Below are 15,847 nucleotides of genomic sequence, written 5' to 3' on the forward strand. Positions count from 1 at the left end.
TCAGATTGTCGGAGCACCAGCTATCTCGTCCGCCTGATCCATGATGTCGTCAAAAGCCTTGCTGGCGGACATACCTGCGTCGCTATTATAGCCTGTGTCATTGGATTCCAGGATCTCTATCACAGCCTTGCGTGCACGGGACACGCGGCTTTTTATTGTACCCACCGCGCATCCGCAGATTTCTGCCGCCTCTTCATAAGCCATGCCACCGGCGCCGACCAGTATTAGCGCTTCCTTTTGGTCGACAGGCAGCTTGGCCAACGCATTGCGTAGCGCCAGCAGCTCAAGGCCATCAGTTGGATTGCTGCTGGACAAGAGCGTAGCTTCAGCGACTTCCGGATCCAGCGGCTGGCGACGCCAGCTGCGGCGTTTTTCGGAATAGAAAGCATTACGCAGGATGGTGAAGGCCCAGGCTTTCATGTTTGTGCCGGCGTGAAACGACTCGCGTGCGTTCCACGCTTTAAGCATTGCGTCCTGCGCCAGGTCATCCGCGAGCGTTGCATCGCGGCACAGGCTGCGGGCAAACGCACGAAGGTGCGGGATAAGCGCCGTAAGCTCTTGCTTAAACGCCTTATCGTCAAGTTTTTGGGGCTCTTGCTTCATGGCGCAGCGCTCACTCGGAATCCGCAGGGCCAGATGAGCGCTTCTTGTCTGCCTGCTCCAGCAATTTCAAGAATTCATCTGGTACTTCTTCCTGCGCGACATCCTCGTAGATGCGTCGAAGTTGATCGCCAATTTTTGCACCGCGACGCTTCAGATCAGCATCGGATTTCTGCTGACCTGTCTGCTTCTTTTTGTTCATTGGCTGGACTCTGGATTCGATCAAGGGATTGTACCTGCTGTTCAACTCACATACTTGAACTGCGGGCAATGGCTTTTGTTCCACCGCAAAATGTTTTTTTGCAGATACCTGCAACCATTTTGGCTCCAGTGGGTTAAGAACGAGAAATATCGCAAGAGGGTTCCCATGGATTTGGTACAAAATTTCGCTCCGCACCTGCCTTTTCTGCGCCGCTACGCGCGTGCGCTCACGGGTAGCCAGGATAGCGGGGATGCATATATCCGCGCTTCTCTCGCAGCGCTTGTTGAAGATCCAGACCAGATTGACCGCGAAATTGATGCGCGGACGGCTCTATACCGCTTTTTCCATGTCATCTGGGGCGGAACGGGCGCTCAGCTGGAGGCGCAGTCGCATGAGGACGTAAATCCTGCTGACCGCCGCTTGCAGGCCCTTGCGCCAATTCAGCGCCAGGCCTTTCTCTTGACCGCGCTCGAGGGCTTCACGGCCAAGGAAGCGGCCTTCATTTTGGGTGTCTCCGAAGATGAGCATACAGAACTTGTGACGGCAGCACACCGTGATATCGAGCAGGAACTCAAGACGAAAGTCCTCATCATCGAGGATGAGCCAATTATCGCGGCCGATCTGGAAAATCTTGTTGAGGACCTAGGTCACGAGGTGACTGGCAATGCGACAACGCGCACTGAGGCGGTCGAATTGGCCAAGTCCACCAAGCCGGGGCTCATCTTGTGCGATATCCAGCTTGCCGATGGCTCGTCAGGCATTGATGCAGCACACGATATTCTTGAGATTATGGACGTGCCGATCATTTTCATCACGGCCTTCCCCGAGCGTCTGCTGACCGGCGAGCGGCCGGAGCCAACCTTCCTGATTCCTAAACCGTTCCAGGAAAACACCGTGAAAGCGGCAATTGGCCAGGCGCTGTTCTTCAACCCGGCCAAATCGCCAAACGTTACGGCTTGAACTGATTAGCGAAACACCGCGAGCAGAACCAGCATACCAACGAGCGCAAGAACGACGCCGATCGCGAGTGTGGTCGGCATTCCCATTATGCGCTGGCCTTGGCGGGCCTCTTCTTTTTTAATCGTGGTTTCGTCTTCGGGCATGTAAATCTCCTTTCCCTACTGACGCGCCTTGGCGCGTCAGGTTCCATCCAGTCTCAGGCGCGGGTGGGTCGGGAGCTCCCATTTGCTTTACCATTGGTGTGGGGAGTGATGTGGGACGATCCATTTGGCATCGAGAACTTCGAAAAATCGAGCCGGCGCAGGTGAAGATAATCCGTGTTGAAATGGCATATGCGGGCCAGACGCTCCCGGTCATCTATGAGAATAACGCCTCGCGACTCCTCGATCAGTCCTGAATGACGCATCGCCGACATTGTGCGGGAGACGTGAACGGGTGTCAGGCCGAGCGCATCGGCCAGGTCCACGCGCGTCAACGGAAGCGGTAATTGCTTGTGATTGGTGCCCATGGCGCCGTTCATGCGCCTTTGAAGCTCGAGAAGCAGGTGGCCAATCCGCTCCTTGGCTGAGCGCCTTCCCAGGCGAACAATTTGCTCACGGAGGATCGATTCCTCCTGAACTGCGGCCCACCAGAATGACGAGGATATATCGCCCGACGTACGAAGCAGCTGAACAAACTCACGCGTATCAATCACAAGGATCGAGACGTCTGTGACGCTCGTAACTGTATGATCGGCTTCGAGACATGCGAGGGCCTGCAGGTCAAAAATGTCTCCCGGCAGCATGAAGTTGACGATCTGCCGGCGGCCATCCTCCAGGGTGCGGTGCCTGACCGCCCACCCCTTGTTGACGATGAAGAGCGTCTCGGCGATCTCGCCCACGCGGACAATGTCCTCGCCGGCGCGATACGTTACCGTCTTGGTGGAAATATTATCAATTAGCTCCCAGTTATCATCATTGATGACGGCATACTGGGACAGGCGGTTCTTGAAAGCTTGCATTGGGTTAATACGCCTTACGGAATACGGGGTTCCGCGTATAGAAAATGTAATCGTTACTGTGATTATGGAACAAAGCGACAGTGTGACCGTTTATTGAAAGTTCACCCTACTGAATTTCTCCAAGGAGCATGAAATGGATACCAAGACCGCAACCGGCACCAAAATCAAATCCGAAATCGATTCCGACGTTGATGCGCTGAAAAGCGATATCGCCGCGCTTCGTGACGACCTTCGTCAGGTCGTCAACGACATGCGTGGCCTCGCCAGCGTAAAGGCACAGGCCGGCGTCGACAAGGGCACTGAACTCGCCAAGGAAGCTGGCGAACAGATCGGTGAAGCCAAGAGTGCAATGGAAACACGCATCCGCGAAAATCCACTCGGCGCCATCGGCATCGCGTTCGGAGCAGGGGTTATCCTTGCAATGATGCGCCGGAACTAGGCACTCATGGACACAACGAAGCTTCGCCTCTTCGCGGCCGTCGCCGGGATCGTCTTCGGTCTTGGCGGCGTGTTTGCGCTTGCAGTGGCGTTGACCCTCGCACTGGCCATCTATCTTGGCACAGTCGGGGCCACGTTCACCGTGGCGGCGCTCTTCCTGTCAGCGGCGTGTATTTGCCTCTTCCTCTTTCTTCAGCCAACAAAGTCCTCTGCCGACGAGTTGGACGATATCGAGGATGCCACGGCCGATGCTCTGGCAGACCTGCCTTTTGATGCCCTGAAGTCGGTGATCGAAAAGCGGCCCCTGACTGTCGCCGCACTTGCTCTACTGGCAGGATATTCCGTTGTGAGGGACCCTGCAGCTGTTGCGCGCCACGCTCAGCGATTCATGGTAGGGTTGCTCTAAGCGGACCATCAGGCCCGCAGATTATCGTGAGCAGCCGGACCGGAGATTAATGCGTTCTGCAATCCTGATTTTCTCAGCTCTTACGGCTGGCCTCGCGCTTGGACGAAAGTTCCTGGCCGGTGAAGTGGCCAGTCGCAAGAACAAGGTGATCGAGGCAGCCGCCATAGAGGCGCGCCAGCGCATCCGTGAGCAGGCCAATATCGTCCTGAAGGACAGTTTTGTCCATTTCGCTGCGGCGACCGGCGTCAAACTCCTCATCCTCATCACGCTATGGCTCTTCTGGCGCACGCAATTGCTTGGTCATGACGCCATTTCGGTGGCGGTCATCGTGTGCCTGGTAGGGTTCGTCATCCGGGATGCGTGGGTCATCTATCCAACCGCGCGCTTCGTGCTCAGCACGCTCGTGCGCAACGGCTGGCACCCCATCCGTGCGCTCGGGGAGACGATCGCGGCGCTCGTCTTTGAAGAAGTGCTGCTGGAGGCAGAAGCGCTGCCCCAGCCGCGTTCACACATGCTCCTCATCAAGCTCGCCGGCCACGACCAGGACACGATGCACACGGAAATTGCCGCCGCCGTAGCGGATATTGCGCGTCAGTCGTCCTGGCATGACCTCCGACCATACATCTTCAGCGCCGCCGCCAAGACCGTTTCAATCATGGTGCTCTACGGCGCGACTGTGGCCCTGTTAATCTCACGCCTGCCGCATTATTAGGCCCGAAAGCAGTCTGCCACGCGGGCGAGCCAGCGCCGCACCTCGTCACCCTTTTCGTCCAGCGAATTGCCGTGCCGCACAAGGATCAGGTCGAGCGAGGGGACGAGCACAGTATACTGGCCCTGATAGCCATTCGCCGAGAAGCTGCCCGGCCCACAGAGGCCAAGCCACCAGTGCGCACCATATCCCAGCGTCTCTGTCGGCGGCGTCGGTGTCAGCGTGCGCGCATAATCGACCCAGCCTTCGGGCAGGATACGCTGCCCGTCCCACACGCCATCACGAATGTATAGCAGGCCAAAGCGCGCAAAGTCGCGCGCCGTGCAATAGCAGAATGACGAGCCGATGAACGTACCTTGCGCATCGAACTTGGGCAGCGGGGATATCATGCCGATAGGGTCGAACAATTCCCGGAACATGAAGGCGCGGAACGCCTCGCCCGACTCCCCCAGTGCGCGGGCGGCACAGCGGGCGACAATATTGGTCGTGCCGCTGGCATAGCTCCAGGCTGATCCCGGCTCGTGCACCAACGGAAAGCCGGCTGCGAAGCCTCCCACGTCGTCCTTGCCTGAGCCGAAAAGCATCTCGATGACATCCGACACGCCCGCATCGACATAGTCTTCCGCAAATTTCAGCCCGCTCGACATGCGCAGCAACTGATCCAGCGTGATGCGGCGGCGCGGGTCGTCTGCCCCTTGCCACTCGGGCACGTCAGCGGGGGCCTGCACGTCAATCTTGCCTTCGCGCACGAGTATGCCGACCAGTGCATGAGTCATGCTCTTGGCCTCCGACCAGGACGGATAAGTGTCCGTCGCCAGATTGTCCTGCCCATATCGCTCGGCGACGATGCGGCCTCTCTGAACCGCCAGAAAGGCATGCGTCTCGCCCATGCTGGCCAGCGCATCCTCACTGAAAGCGAGATCCAGAAGCCGCCCAAGTTCCCCCGAGTCCACGCCAGCGCCCAGCGGCCCCTCCGGCCAGCGCTCGGTCGGCCACGCAACACCCTCAGGCTGGGACGGCAGGGGCACAAGCGTAGGGGAAGATGACATGGGCGGGCCTCGGCATTGCGTTTCAGCTATGCCTAGTAAGCAAAGCTAAGCCCGTACCGGAAGGCCAAACACCGAAATTGTCGGTGCCTTGGTCAAGAAAGATATGACGGAAAGACTGGCAGCATGGAGCGGGTGAAGGGAATCGAACCCTCGTATTCAGCTTGGGAAGCTGCTGCTCTACCATTGAGCTACACCCGCGTGCGGCGCCTATTTGAGCCGGAATGGTCCGGTGCGCAATAGCCGCCTGCCGTCACTTGAGTACCACCACCGCAACAGAGCGCGGCGGCAGGTCCAGCACCAGCTTTTTGTCCTTTGCTTTGGCTGTCAGCGGCACCGGGTGCACGGCGTCCGGATCGGCAAACGTATTTCCCGCATCCATGGTTTTCGCCGTGAGCAACCGGCCCTCGGCCTTTTTCGCGCCGAACGAAGTCAGGTCCACGTCATGGCTGGCTTTCGCGTCGGCATTCACAAGCGCCAAGATCAGCTCGCCTTCCGCCGTCCGCGCGGCGCTGAGGCTGATCGCGGGCAGGGTGACGTCGCCAAGCGTATAGTCCGGCGATGTATAGGAGACGGGCAGCGCCTCGGCGCCCATGAAGGGCTTGTACATCTCGAACACATGATAGGTCGGCGTCAGCACCATGTCCGGACCATCGGTCAGGATCATCGCCTGAAGCACGTTCACCATCTGCGCGATGTTCGTCATCTTCACGAGGTCGGCATTGTGGTGGAAGATATTGAGGTTCAGTCCGGCGACAACCGCATCGCGGATCGTGCCCTCCTGGTAGAGCGCCGGCGGCGCCTTGGCCTCGTCTTGGTCCACCCACATGCCCCACTCGTCGACATAGAGACCGAAGCCGTCAACGAGATCCTCGTGCTTGGAGATGATCGCGCGCTGGTCGGCAATCACGTCTTCCATGCGCAGGGTGCGTTTGATGGTCGAGGCCCACTCGGCTTCGGGAAAGCCGGTCGCGGCGCCCTTCTTGCTCCATTCCCCGGTCGGCAGCATGTAGACGTGCAGTGACACGCCCTCGATCAGGTCCGCGATATAGGGATGGCCAAGCAGCGTGTCAGTGTATTCCGGATTGCCATCATGGGCGCCCGACAGGATGCGCACGGGCTGGTCGCCGGCGGTCTTCGCGAAACTGGCATATTGCGCATAAAGGTCGGCATAGGCACCGGCTGTCAGGGCCCCGCCGCAGCCCCAAGTCTCGTTCCCGATCGACAGGAAGTCCACCTTGTAGGGTGTTTCGCGTCCATTCGCGGACCGTTCCGCGGCCCTGTCACCTGCCTCGGCGGTCAGGTATTCGAGCCAGTCGGCGGCTTCGGCTGCGGTGCCGGTTCCAAGGTTCAGGTTGAGATAGGTCTTCGCGCCGAGCCGTTCGGCGAGATTGAAGAATTCATGGCTGCCGAAGGCATTCGTCTCTTCCGTGCCGCCCCACACCATGTTCACCCGCACCGGACGCGTGTCGCGGGGCCCCACGCCGTCGCGCCAGTGGTAGAGGTCGGCATAGCAGCCACCGGGCCAGCGGATGACCGGAATCTCCAGCGCCTTGAGTGCATCGAACACGTCATCGCGGATGCCGTCCGTATTGGGGATGTCGCTGTCGGGGCCCACCCAGATGCCGCCATAGGGTTGGGTGCCGACGTGCTCAAGAAACTGGCCGTAGATTTCGGGGGCGATCGTATGCGTCTCGGCGGCGAGGTCCACGTCGATCCTTGTCTGGGCCGGGGCAGGCAGGGTCCACATCAGGGCGCACGCCAGGCTGGCGGCCAGTTGAAGTCTCATTTCTCTCTCCCTTATTATTTTAGCGCTAACATTGCTGCGGGAGCCCCCCTGAGGTCAAGCTGCGTCAGGAATTCCGTGTGCCGCATCACCCACTGGCTAAGCGCGCAGGTTGCAGGTAGAAGGCCCGCATGAACGGATTTCTCGCAGTTGCAGCAGGCGGCGCCCTCGGCGCATCCATGCGTTATGGCATCAGCCAGCTGTCAGTGCGGCACCTGCCGCAGGGCTGGCCCTATGGCACATTCACGGTCAACATTCTGGGCAGCCTGGCCATGGGCTTGCTGATCGGATGGCTGGCCCTGAAGGCCGAAGGTGTCAGCCAGACGACGCGTCTGTTTCTCGCCACCGGTGTTCTCGGTGGCTTCACCACATTCTCGGCCTTTTCGCTGGAAGTGGCTGAGTTCCTCCGTACCGGCGATACGGGCAAGGCCATCGCCTATGCCGGTCTCTCGCTGGTCCTTGGCGTTTCGGCGCTGCTACTGGGCCTCTGGCTCGCACGGAGGTTCTACGCATGAGCGGCCAGATCATCACCGAAACCGTCACCGACAAGGAAGAAGGCACCCGCCTCGACCGATGGATCAAGCGCCGCGTGCCGGTCACGCAGGGCCAGGTCGAGAAATGGCTGCGCACCGGGCAGGTCCGCGTCGATGGCGGCCGCGCCAAGGCCAATATGCGCCTTGAGGCCGGCATGGCCGTGCGCCTGCCCATCCTTGACGGCGAAGCCCCGCGCCAGCGCGACCCCGCTGCCAATGCCTCACAGAAGGATCGCGAATTCCTCAAGGAGCTGATCATCTATGAAGACGACGAGATGATCGCTTTCAACAAGCCCGCAGGCCTCGCCGTGCAGGGCGGATCGGGGCAGGGACGCCATATTGACGGCATGCTTCCCGCCCTGTCGGAAGGCGAGCACCGCCCGGTCCTGGTCCACCGGCTCGACAAGGACACATCCGGCGTACTCCTCGTCGCCAAATACCCCGCCGCTGCCGCCCGTCTCGGCGAACTCTTCCGGGGCCGCGAGATGGACAAGGTCTACTGGGCCGTCACCGTCGGTGTACCCAACCCGCCCTTCGGCCAGATCCGCTGCTGGATGGTCAAAGGCGTGCCCGACGATCGCGAAGAGAGCGGCTGGCGTCCCGTCAGCCCGAACGTCAAACGCCGCGACGCCGACCGTGAACGCATGATCCGCACCGCGCAGGGCGTCGAAGGCGCCAAGCACTCCATCACCGATTACGCCGTCATCTCGACGGCTGGCCAGAAAGCGGCCTGGGTCGCGCTGAAGCCGCTGACGGGCCGCATGCACCAGCTGCGCTTCCACATGCTCGAGATGGACACGTCCATCCTCGGCGACTTCAAATACCAGAGTCGCCGCGAAGTGCCCAACGGCCTCGCGCCCGGCTTGCACCTGCACGCCCGCGCGTTGATCATCCCGCGCCCCATCGGCAAGCCCATCTCCATCATCGCGCCGCTCTCGCCGCACATGAAGGAGACATTCGAAACGCTCGGTTTCCTCGAACAGGAAGCAGGCAAGAACCCGTTGGCGCCTTTCGTCTGATGCTGAAACTGGCCATTTGGGATATGGACGGCACCATCGTCGACAGCCGGGACGTTATCCAGACGGCGATGACGCGCGCCTTCGAAACGCAAGGCCTCACGCCGCCGCCCTATGATGCGACACGCCAGATTGTCGGCCTCGGCCTCAGGGAATCCTGCCAGATACTGGCGCCGGACGATCTCTCCCCGGAACGCGTCGATGCGCTCGTCGAGTCCTACCGCAACGCCTTCATGTCCCGCCGCACGGATCCGGACTTCAAGGAACCGCTTTACGAGGGCGCTCTCGAAACGCTCCAGATGCTGCGGGACGAAAACTGGCTGATCGCCATGGCGACGGGCAAGTCACATCGCGGTATCCGCGCCATCTTCGACATGCACCCGCTAGAGTCCTATTTTGATACAATCTGGTGCGCCGATGATGGCCCCGGCAAGCCGCATCCTTTCATGGTGGAGCAGTCCATGAATGCCCTCGGCGCTGAGGCTCACCAGAGCCTGATGATCGGCGACGCCATCCACGACATCAACATGGGTAATGCGGCAGGTGTCCGGACGCTAGGCGTGACATGGGGCTTCGGCGCAGCGCACGAGCTGGAAGCGGTCGGAGCCCATGAAATTCACCATTCCTACAAGACGTTGCAAGAAAGCCTGCTTCGTTTCGCGCAGGCCACAGGGAACTAAAAGCTCCCGCCCACGTAGCTGTGTCATAGGTGCTGACACAATCTAAGGGTGGCGAACATGACATGGAAGATTGAAGCTGGAATCGTGGGCGGAGCCGCACTCGTTCTCGGTGGATTCCTCGCTGTCATGGCCAACCAGCAAGATACGTCGCGCCCCGACCCCGTCGACCATTTCATCCAGTCAGACTATGATGTGTTTGACCGTGACTTCAAACTCGGCAGCACGGAATGCGCCATTGGCCTGGCCTCCCAGAAAATATGCATGCACAAATCGCCCCTGGAGAAAGAACTTCAGGTCGGCCAGATCTTGCCCGCTTATATACCGGCGCTTGGTGCTGAATTCCGCATCATTGTGGAAACTGCGCTGAAGTCTGAAAATCTCAGAACGGTCCGCTATGGCCAGACGTTGGTGCTGATTGATGCCAATACGCGTGAAGTGAAGGACATCCTTCGCCTCAATGCGCCCGATTTTTTGGCGGCACAGGGTGACGCCGCTCAGCCCAAGGTCTGAAATCCCTCTTGGAACAAAGCGCCAGCGGGCCTAAAGGCTGCGGCATGACAAGTTCCGAACCTACCGACAAACCAAAACGCTTCTACAAGAAGGCTGCCGTTGAGCCGATGGATGACGGCTGGACTGTTGCCCTGGACGGTCGCACGATCAAGACGCCTGCCCGCGCAGGCCTTATCCTGCCGACCGAGCGCCTTGCCCGCGCCATCGCAGCAGAATGGCAGGCACAGGACGCGCATATCGATCTCCTCGCCATGCACCTCACGCGTCTCGCCAATGTGGCGATCGACCGGGCAGAGGAAACCCGCGAGGAGATGGCCGACGAACTGGCGCGCTATTGCGAGACGGACCTCATCTGTCACATCGCCGACACGCCTGACGAACTGGCCGAGGCCGAGGAAAAGCACTGGGCACCTGTCCGCGACTGGGCGGGCGATACGCTCGGTGTCAATCTCGTGCCCGTCATCGGGATTGTTGCTTCGCCGCAGCCCGATTCCTCGCTCGAGGCCGCGCGCGATCATGCGCTTTCGCTCGATGCCTTCCGCCTCACGGGCCTTCTCTTCGGCGCAGGCCTCTTTGGTTCGGCCCTTTTGGCCCTCGCTGTCGAACAGGAAGCGCTCAGCGCCGAGGATGCCTACGAGATTTCCCGCATTGATGAAGCCTGGCAGGCTGACCATTGGGGCGAGGATGACGAGGCCAAGGCAGCCACGGAAGCCCGACGCCTCGAGGCCAAGGCACTCGGCGTCTGGTTTCGCGCACTGGTCTGATCGTTGCTTGACTGCGTATGAAAGAAAAGGAAGCGTGCACGCCGCGTGATTGCCTGCTGGGAGACAGCCTTGATCATCGTCCATCACCTGGAAAATTCCCGCTCGCAACGTGTCCTCTGGCTGCTGGAAGAGCTGGGTCTGCCCTACGAGGTCAGGCGCTATGAGCGCGACGCGAAGACGATGCTGGCACCGCCTGAACTCAAGGCCATCCACCCGCTCGGCAAATCACCTGTGATTGAGGATAATGGCGCCATCGTCGCTGAAACAGGCGCTATTTTCGAATACATACTGGAAACGTATGCAGAAGGACGCCTATGCGCGCCCGCCGGTACATCTGAGGCCCGCAAACTAACCTACTGGCTGCACTATGCCGAGGGCTCGGCCATGCCGCCGCTGCTGCTCAAGCTCGTGTTCATGCGTGTGCCCGAAGGCGCGCCGGGCCTGCTCAGGCCGCTGATCCGCCAGGTCGCCGAAAAAGTGCAGCAGCAGCTGATCAATCCGCAGCTTGCCTCCCATCTTGCCTATTGGGAAAGCGAGCTGGCGCCGACAGGCTGGTTCGTCGGCGACGCACTGACAGCGGCAGACATCATGATGAGCTTCCCGCTCGAAGCGGCGGCGAATCGCGGGGGCGCGGGCAAGAGCGCCGCCGTAATGGATTTCCTCAGCCGCGTGCACGCACGGCCCGCTTATCAACGTGCGTTAGAGGCGGGTGGTCCCTACGCCTACGCGTAGCAGGAAGAGGGCAAATTCCGGTCACTGACAGCCTTCAGTCACGCTATTACATAATAGATTGAGCCAAATGGCTGCCTTTTGAATTGGCACCGGTTTCCCTTTCCGGGTAATATAAGAATTAAATCTATAGCTTATTCGCGCGGCGAGTCACGCAGCCCGACGGAAAGATCTTGAGCACGGGAACGCACGCGATGGGGATAAAAGCAGATATCGCTGAGGCTGGGGAAGCTTCCATAAACGAGAAATCGAGCAGGCTTGGGCGTTCGGTCGCCGCTCACGGCCTCGCCTTCGAGAACGCCACCGTTGGCATCGGCCATATCTCAATGACAGGCCACTGGCAGTATGCCAATGGCGCGCTGGCACGCATACTTGGCTATTCAGTGGCAGAGCTTGCTGAACTGACCTGCCAGGAAATGACGCACCCGGATGAATTGCCGGAAGATGCAGATCGCGTCCTGAAACTGTTGGCGGGGGACCTGAAACATTATGCCATCGACAAGCGTTTGCGCCGGTCAGACGGCAGCTATGTCTGGACGCGTAAGACACTCGTCGTAAAGCACAAGGAAAACGGCTATCCGGAATATCTGATCGCTGTGATCGAGGACATCGATCAGCGCAAGCAGAGCGAGGCCGAGAACGCTTTCCTCATCCAGGAACTTGCACATCGCTCGCGCAACCTTCTGTCCGTCATCAGTTCCCTGACCAGCCTGCTTGCGCCGACCTGCCAGTCTGTGGAGGAATTCCAGGAAAGGCTTCTTGATCGTCTGCACGCCATTTCGGGCTCCAATAACCTTCTGCTCACCGGCGGGCGCGAGGGCGCGCCGCTTTCGGCACTGGTGCATGGGCAGCTCGAGGCCTTCCTGGGAGGCGATCGCAGTCTCGTGGTTTATGACGGGCCTGCGCTGACGGTGAACGCCAGGGCCGCCCACTCGCTCGGCATGGCGCTTTATGAATTGGCATCCAATGCGCTGAAATATGGTGCCTTCAGTCATCCCGGTGGGCGGATCGAAATCAAATGGGCGAAAGAGGGCTCCGGCTCCGACGCCGCATTCCGCTTTGTCTGGCGGGAGTTTCCCGCAAAGGCGATCACGCCACCGAGCCGTATCGGTTTCGGCGCCTCAGTACTTGAATCGGTGGCGCCCATGGGCGTTGGGGGCCGAGCCACACGTCTCTTCAATGAGGATGGCTTCGTCTGGACGCTTGAAGCACCGCTCGCAAGCATTCAGGTTCCTGCCTGAACATTCCGACGCGATCCGCGATTCGATGACCGATGATTTGTGCGTCGGGTCCGCATGGCGGGACGACGCCGGTCCCCATCTGATTCGCATCTGGAATCGGTTAGGCCTCTAAAAAATACATCCCGCATTCTAGCGTATGGTGCACCGTTCTGAAATGTGAGCAACCCGGGATGGGATTTCACGATCTTCGTCCGTTTTGAATTGTGCGTGCCTGAAAATCCTGTGTAACAAGCGTTTGTAATCAGTGCAAAAGGCGGCGTTTCCACCGCCTGCCGGGGCCTGTCTCTCCGAGTGAGATGTGAACATGAGACTTTGGGATATGGCCGTATGATGACTCTCTTTCGCGAGCTTGACAGCGGGCTGCGGGTCTCGGACTTCGAGAGCGATACGACGTTTGAAAACGCGGCTGTCGGTATCGCGTATATTGCCCTGAATGGGCGCTGGCTGAAGGTCAATCCGGCGCTGGCCAGGATGATGCAGTATCCGGCCGACGCACTGGCGGACTGGTCATTCCTGTCGGTGACGCACCCAGACGATCTGGAAACGGAACTGGAATTCGCGAAGCAGCTTCTGCGGGGCGAAATTGAGCAATATGCCCGCGAGAAACGCTATCGCCGCGCCGATGGTACTTACATATGGGCAAGTCTGACGGCCGGGCTGAAGCGCGACGCGGAAGGCCGTCCCGAATTGTTCGTTGCGGTGATTGAGGATATATCCGACCGCAAGAAGGCCGAGGCAGAAAGAGCCTTTATCATCGAGGAGCAGGCGCACCGGTCACGCAACATGCTGAGTGTGATAAGTGCGCTGGTCAGCCTGTTGGCGCCTGTTTGTGGCTCCGCTGCCGAGCTTGAGCAGCGTCTGCTTAACCGCCTGAGCGCAATTTCCCTGTCGAACGATGAATTGCTTTCGGGGGCGGGGGCCGGCGATGCCGCGTCGCTGGAGCGGCTGGTTCTTTCACAGGCCCGGGCTTTTCTCGGCCGTGATATAACGCGCATCAGCGTTTCGGGCGCAGACCTCAACATCAATTCCGCATGTGCACAGGCGTTCAGCCTGGCCCTCTATGAGCTGATGTCCAATGCGCTGAAGTATGGCGCCCTGCACGAGCCGGACGGGCGGATTGAGGCCCGGTGGATGCTCTCCGGTGCTGGCGATGACGCGCAGTTCCGCTTTGAGTGGCGCGAGATTTCCTCGGCGCCCTGCGGGGCACCTGGTCAATCGGGCTTTGGCACGAAAGTGCTGGAAACCATGACGCCCCTGTCTGTGCGCGGCCATGCAGAGCGCACCTTCGGCCCTCAGGGCCTCGTCTGGACGCTCGAGGCGCCCCTTTCGGCAGTCATCGTGCAGTCCTGAGGCTGACCCGGCGTAATTGCGCGGCCCACTTGCCATCCCGGCTGCGGCGTTTATCAGTCACTGCTTCAGTTTTATGGCAGGGAGAGGCCCCCTCATGCAGGATGTAATCGACGCTCTGGAAGCACGCCGCGAAGTCGCACGCCAAGGTGGCGGTGCCGCGCGGATCGAGAAACAGCACGAAAAGGGCAAGCTTTCCGCCCGTGAACGCGTCGCTGTCCTGCTCGATGAGAACAGTTTCGAAGAATTCGACATGTTCGTGGAACACCAGTGCGCCGATTTCGGCATGGAAGAGCAGAAAATTCCCGGCGACGGCGTCATCACGGGCCAGGGCACCATCAATGGCCGCCTCGTCTATGTCTTCTCGAAGGACTTTACCGTCTTCGGCGGCTCGCTTTCCAAGGCCCATGCGGCCAAGATCGTGAAGGTCCAGCAGGCTGCGGCCCGCAATGGCGCGCCGGTTGTCGGCATCTTCGACGCTGGTGGCGCGCGCATCCAGGAGGGCGTTGATTCGCTCGCCGGTTATGCCGACATCTTCATGGAAAACGTCCTCTCCTCGGGCGTCATCCCGCAAATCTCCGTCATCATGGGCCCTTGTGCCGGCGGCGACGTCTATTCGCCCGCGCTGACAGACTTCATCTTCATGGTGAAGGACACGTCCTACATGTACGTCACCGGCCCTGACGTTGTGAAAACCGTGACGAACGAGGAAGTCACCCACGAGACCCTCGGCGGCGCGTCCGTTCATGCCAACAAGTCCGGCGTTGTCGACGGCGCCTTCGAGAACGACATTGAGGCGCTGACGCAGATGCGCCGCCTGATCGACTTCCTGCCCCTGTCAAACCGCGAAGAGGCGCCCGTGCGCCCCGTGCACGACACGGTGGACCGCGTGGAGAGCAGCCTCGACACGCTGATCCCGCCAAACCCGAACACGCCCTATGACATGAAGGAACTGATCACCAAGGTGGCCGACGAAGGCGACTTCTTCGAGATCAGCCCGAATTTCGGCGCCAACATCATCTGCGGCTTCGGCCGTATCGAGGGCTCCACGGTCGGCTTCGTCGCCAACCAGCCGATGACGCTCGCGGGCGTGCTCGACATCGACGCCTCCCGCAAGGCGGCCCGCTTCGTGCGCTTCTGCGACTGTTTCAACATTCCCGTGGTCACCTTCGTTGACGTGCCGGGCTTCATGCCGGGCACCAAGCAGGAATATGGCGGCCTCATCAAGCATGGCGCGAAACTGCTCTTCGCCTATGCCGAAGCCACCGTGCCGAAAGTCACCGTCATTACACGGAAGGCCTATGGCGGCGCCTATGACGTGATGAGCTCCAAGCACCTGCGCGGCGACGTGAACTATGCCTGGCCAACGGCCGAGATCGCCGTGATGGGCGCCAAGGGCGCGGTCGAGATCATCTACCGCAAGGAACTGGGCGACCCGGAAAAGATCGCCGCGCGCACCAAGGAATACGAAGACAACTTCGCCAATCCTTATGTCGCCGCCCGCAAGGGCTATATCGACGACATCATCATGCCGCACTCCACCCGCAAACGCATCGCCAAATCCCTCCGTACCCTGCGCACAAAGCAGCTGGAGAACCCGTGGAAGAAGCACGACAATATTCCGCTTTAGGGCTTCGCAGAAGGGCATAATCAATGGTCGTCTACTGGATCGTCGGGGGCATGGTGCTAGCTGTCCTCGGCGTTCTTGTGGCGACCATTTTTTATACGCACACGTATACCGTTGGTGTCGATATTTCGATCATTGGAATGGTGCTAGTTGCTTTGGTGGGCGGCCTCGTCGGGTGTGGCGCGTGGGGGCTTGGAAAGTTGTTCTTGAGAGGCAGAAATAACAGCAAGGCGTAGCAACTGTTATCCTGGCA

General features: G+C 59.9%; 19 protein-coding genes and 1 tRNA gene. 13 read left to right on the forward strand and 7 right to left on the reverse strand.

Going from position 1 to position 15,847, the window contains the following annotated elements:
• Nucleotides 1-603: a sigma-70 family RNA polymerase sigma factor gene (locus HY30_RS09770; RefSeq protein WP_034739673.1), complete on the reverse strand. Its 603-nt coding sequence runs from the start codon at nucleotides 601-603 to the stop codon at nucleotides 1-3.
• Nucleotides 604-613: 10 nt separating this feature from the next.
• A complete protein-coding gene (locus HY30_RS09775) occupies nucleotides 614-802 on the reverse strand; it encodes a NepR family anti-sigma factor (protein ID WP_034739675.1) in 189 nt (62 codons plus the stop codon).
• Between the two features lie 165 nt (nucleotides 803-967).
• Here HY30_RS09775 and HY30_RS09780 point away from each other — a divergent pair, with 165 nt between their 5' ends.
• Complete coding sequence (locus HY30_RS09780; RefSeq protein WP_034739677.1) at nucleotides 968-1,762, forward strand: response regulator; 795 nt, start codon at nucleotides 968-970, stop codon at nucleotides 1,760-1,762.
• A 5-nt stretch (nucleotides 1,763-1,767) separates the two neighbouring features.
• Here the strand turns inward: HY30_RS09780 and HY30_RS20000 are convergent, their stop codons facing one another.
• Nucleotides 1,768-1,905 carry a hypothetical protein gene (locus HY30_RS20000; RefSeq protein ID WP_155839290.1) on the reverse strand — a complete coding sequence of 46 codons (138 nt, stop codon included), beginning with the start codon at nucleotides 1,903-1,905 and terminating at the stop codon, nucleotides 1,768-1,770.
• A gap of 53 nt (nucleotides 1,906-1,958) precedes the next feature.
• Complete coding sequence (locus HY30_RS09785; protein WP_051615274.1) at nucleotides 1,959-2,762, reverse strand: Crp/Fnr family transcriptional regulator; 804 nt, start codon at nucleotides 2,760-2,762, stop codon at nucleotides 1,959-1,961.
• A 133-nt stretch (nucleotides 2,763-2,895) separates the two neighbouring features.
• Between HY30_RS09785 and HY30_RS09790 the strand changes: the two genes are divergently transcribed.
• From HY30_RS09790 to HY30_RS09800, 3 genes are read left to right on the forward strand one after another with little or no spacing between them, the layout of a single operon-like run.
• Nucleotides 2,896-3,201: an ElaB/YgaM/YqjD family protein gene (locus HY30_RS09790; RefSeq protein ID WP_034739679.1), complete on the forward strand. Its 306-nt coding sequence runs from the start codon at nucleotides 2,896-2,898 to the stop codon at nucleotides 3,199-3,201.
• A gap of 6 nt (nucleotides 3,202-3,207) precedes the next feature.
• A complete protein-coding gene (locus HY30_RS09795; RefSeq protein WP_034739681.1) occupies nucleotides 3,208-3,606 on the forward strand; it encodes a hypothetical protein in 399 nt (132 codons plus the stop codon).
• 49 nt (nucleotides 3,607-3,655) lie between these two features.
• The gene (locus HY30_RS09800) at nucleotides 3,656-4,318 is read left to right on the forward strand and encodes a hypothetical protein (RefSeq protein ID WP_034739685.1); all 663 of its coding nucleotides are present in this window, start codon (nucleotides 3,656-3,658) and stop codon (nucleotides 4,316-4,318) included.
• Here the strand turns inward: HY30_RS09800 and HY30_RS09805 are convergent.
• The 3 genes from HY30_RS09805 to HY30_RS09815 form a co-directional block, all read right to left on the reverse strand.
• Nucleotides 4,315-5,364 (reverse strand): serine hydrolase domain-containing protein, encoded by a 1,050-nt coding sequence (locus HY30_RS09805; RefSeq protein ID WP_081812176.1) that lies wholly within the window; start codon nucleotides 5,362-5,364, stop codon nucleotides 4,315-4,317. The genes HY30_RS09800 and HY30_RS09805 overlap by 4 nt on opposite strands.
• A 124-nt stretch (nucleotides 5,365-5,488) precedes the next feature.
• Nucleotides 5,489-5,562, reverse strand: a tRNA-Gly gene (locus tag HY30_RS09810).
• 52 nt (nucleotides 5,563-5,614) lie between these two features.
• Complete coding sequence (locus tag HY30_RS09815) at nucleotides 5,615-7,150, reverse strand: alpha-N-arabinofuranosidase (protein ID WP_034739688.1); 1,536 nt, start codon at nucleotides 7,148-7,150, stop codon at nucleotides 5,615-5,617.
• A 128-nt stretch (nucleotides 7,151-7,278) separates the two neighbouring features.
• Between HY30_RS09815 and crcB the strand changes: the two genes are divergently transcribed.
• The 9 genes from crcB (at nucleotide 7,279) to HY30_RS09860 (ending at nucleotide 15,597) form a co-directional block, all read left to right on the forward strand.
• Nucleotides 7,279-7,662, forward strand: a complete 384-nt coding sequence (crcB, locus tag HY30_RS09820) for a fluoride efflux transporter CrcB (protein WP_034739690.1) — start codon at nucleotides 7,279-7,281, stop codon at nucleotides 7,660-7,662.
• Nucleotides 7,659-8,699: an RluA family pseudouridine synthase gene (locus HY30_RS09825; protein ID WP_034739692.1), complete on the forward strand. Its 1,041-nt coding sequence runs from the start codon at nucleotides 7,659-7,661 to the stop codon at nucleotides 8,697-8,699. Before crcB ends, HY30_RS09825 begins: the two co-directional genes overlap by 4 nt.
• Nucleotides 8,699-9,376, forward strand: coding sequence for an HAD family hydrolase (locus HY30_RS09830; RefSeq protein WP_034739694.1), 678 nt, complete (start codon nucleotides 8,699-8,701; stop codon nucleotides 9,374-9,376). Before HY30_RS09825 ends, HY30_RS09830 begins: the two co-directional genes overlap by 1 nt.
• A 57-nt stretch (nucleotides 9,377-9,433) precedes the next feature.
• Nucleotides 9,434-9,886, forward strand: a complete 453-nt coding sequence (locus HY30_RS09835) for a hypothetical protein (protein WP_034739697.1) — start codon at nucleotides 9,434-9,436, stop codon at nucleotides 9,884-9,886.
• 44 nt (nucleotides 9,887-9,930) lie between these two features.
• Entirely contained in the window at nucleotides 9,931-10,650 is a 720-nt protein-coding gene (locus tag HY30_RS09840; protein WP_034739700.1) for an ATP12 family chaperone protein, read from the forward strand.
• A 69-nt stretch (nucleotides 10,651-10,719) separates the two neighbouring features.
• Nucleotides 10,720-11,382 (forward strand): glutathione S-transferase family protein, encoded by a 663-nt coding sequence (locus HY30_RS09845; protein ID WP_034739724.1) that lies wholly within the window; start codon nucleotides 10,720-10,722, stop codon nucleotides 11,380-11,382.
• A gap of 191 nt (nucleotides 11,383-11,573) precedes the next feature.
• Nucleotides 11,574-12,620: a sensor histidine kinase gene (locus tag HY30_RS09850; RefSeq protein WP_034739703.1), complete on the forward strand. Its 1,047-nt coding sequence runs from the start codon at nucleotides 11,574-11,576 to the stop codon at nucleotides 12,618-12,620.
• Between the two features lie 327 nt (nucleotides 12,621-12,947).
• Nucleotides 12,948-13,970: a sensor histidine kinase gene (locus HY30_RS09855; protein ID WP_034739705.1), complete on the forward strand. Its 1,023-nt coding sequence runs from the start codon at nucleotides 12,948-12,950 to the stop codon at nucleotides 13,968-13,970.
• A gap of 94 nt (nucleotides 13,971-14,064) precedes the next feature.
• Nucleotides 14,065-15,597 carry an acyl-CoA carboxylase subunit beta gene (locus HY30_RS09860; protein WP_081812177.1) on the forward strand — a complete coding sequence of 511 codons (1,533 nt, stop codon included), beginning with the start codon at nucleotides 14,065-14,067 and terminating at the stop codon, nucleotides 15,595-15,597.
• Nucleotides 15,598-15,847 lie beyond the last annotated feature (250 nt).

Source organism: Hyphomonas chukchiensis (genome assembly GCF_000682695.1).
Lineage (GTDB): Bacteria > Pseudomonadota > Alphaproteobacteria > Caulobacterales > Hyphomonadaceae > Hyphomonas > Hyphomonas chukchiensis.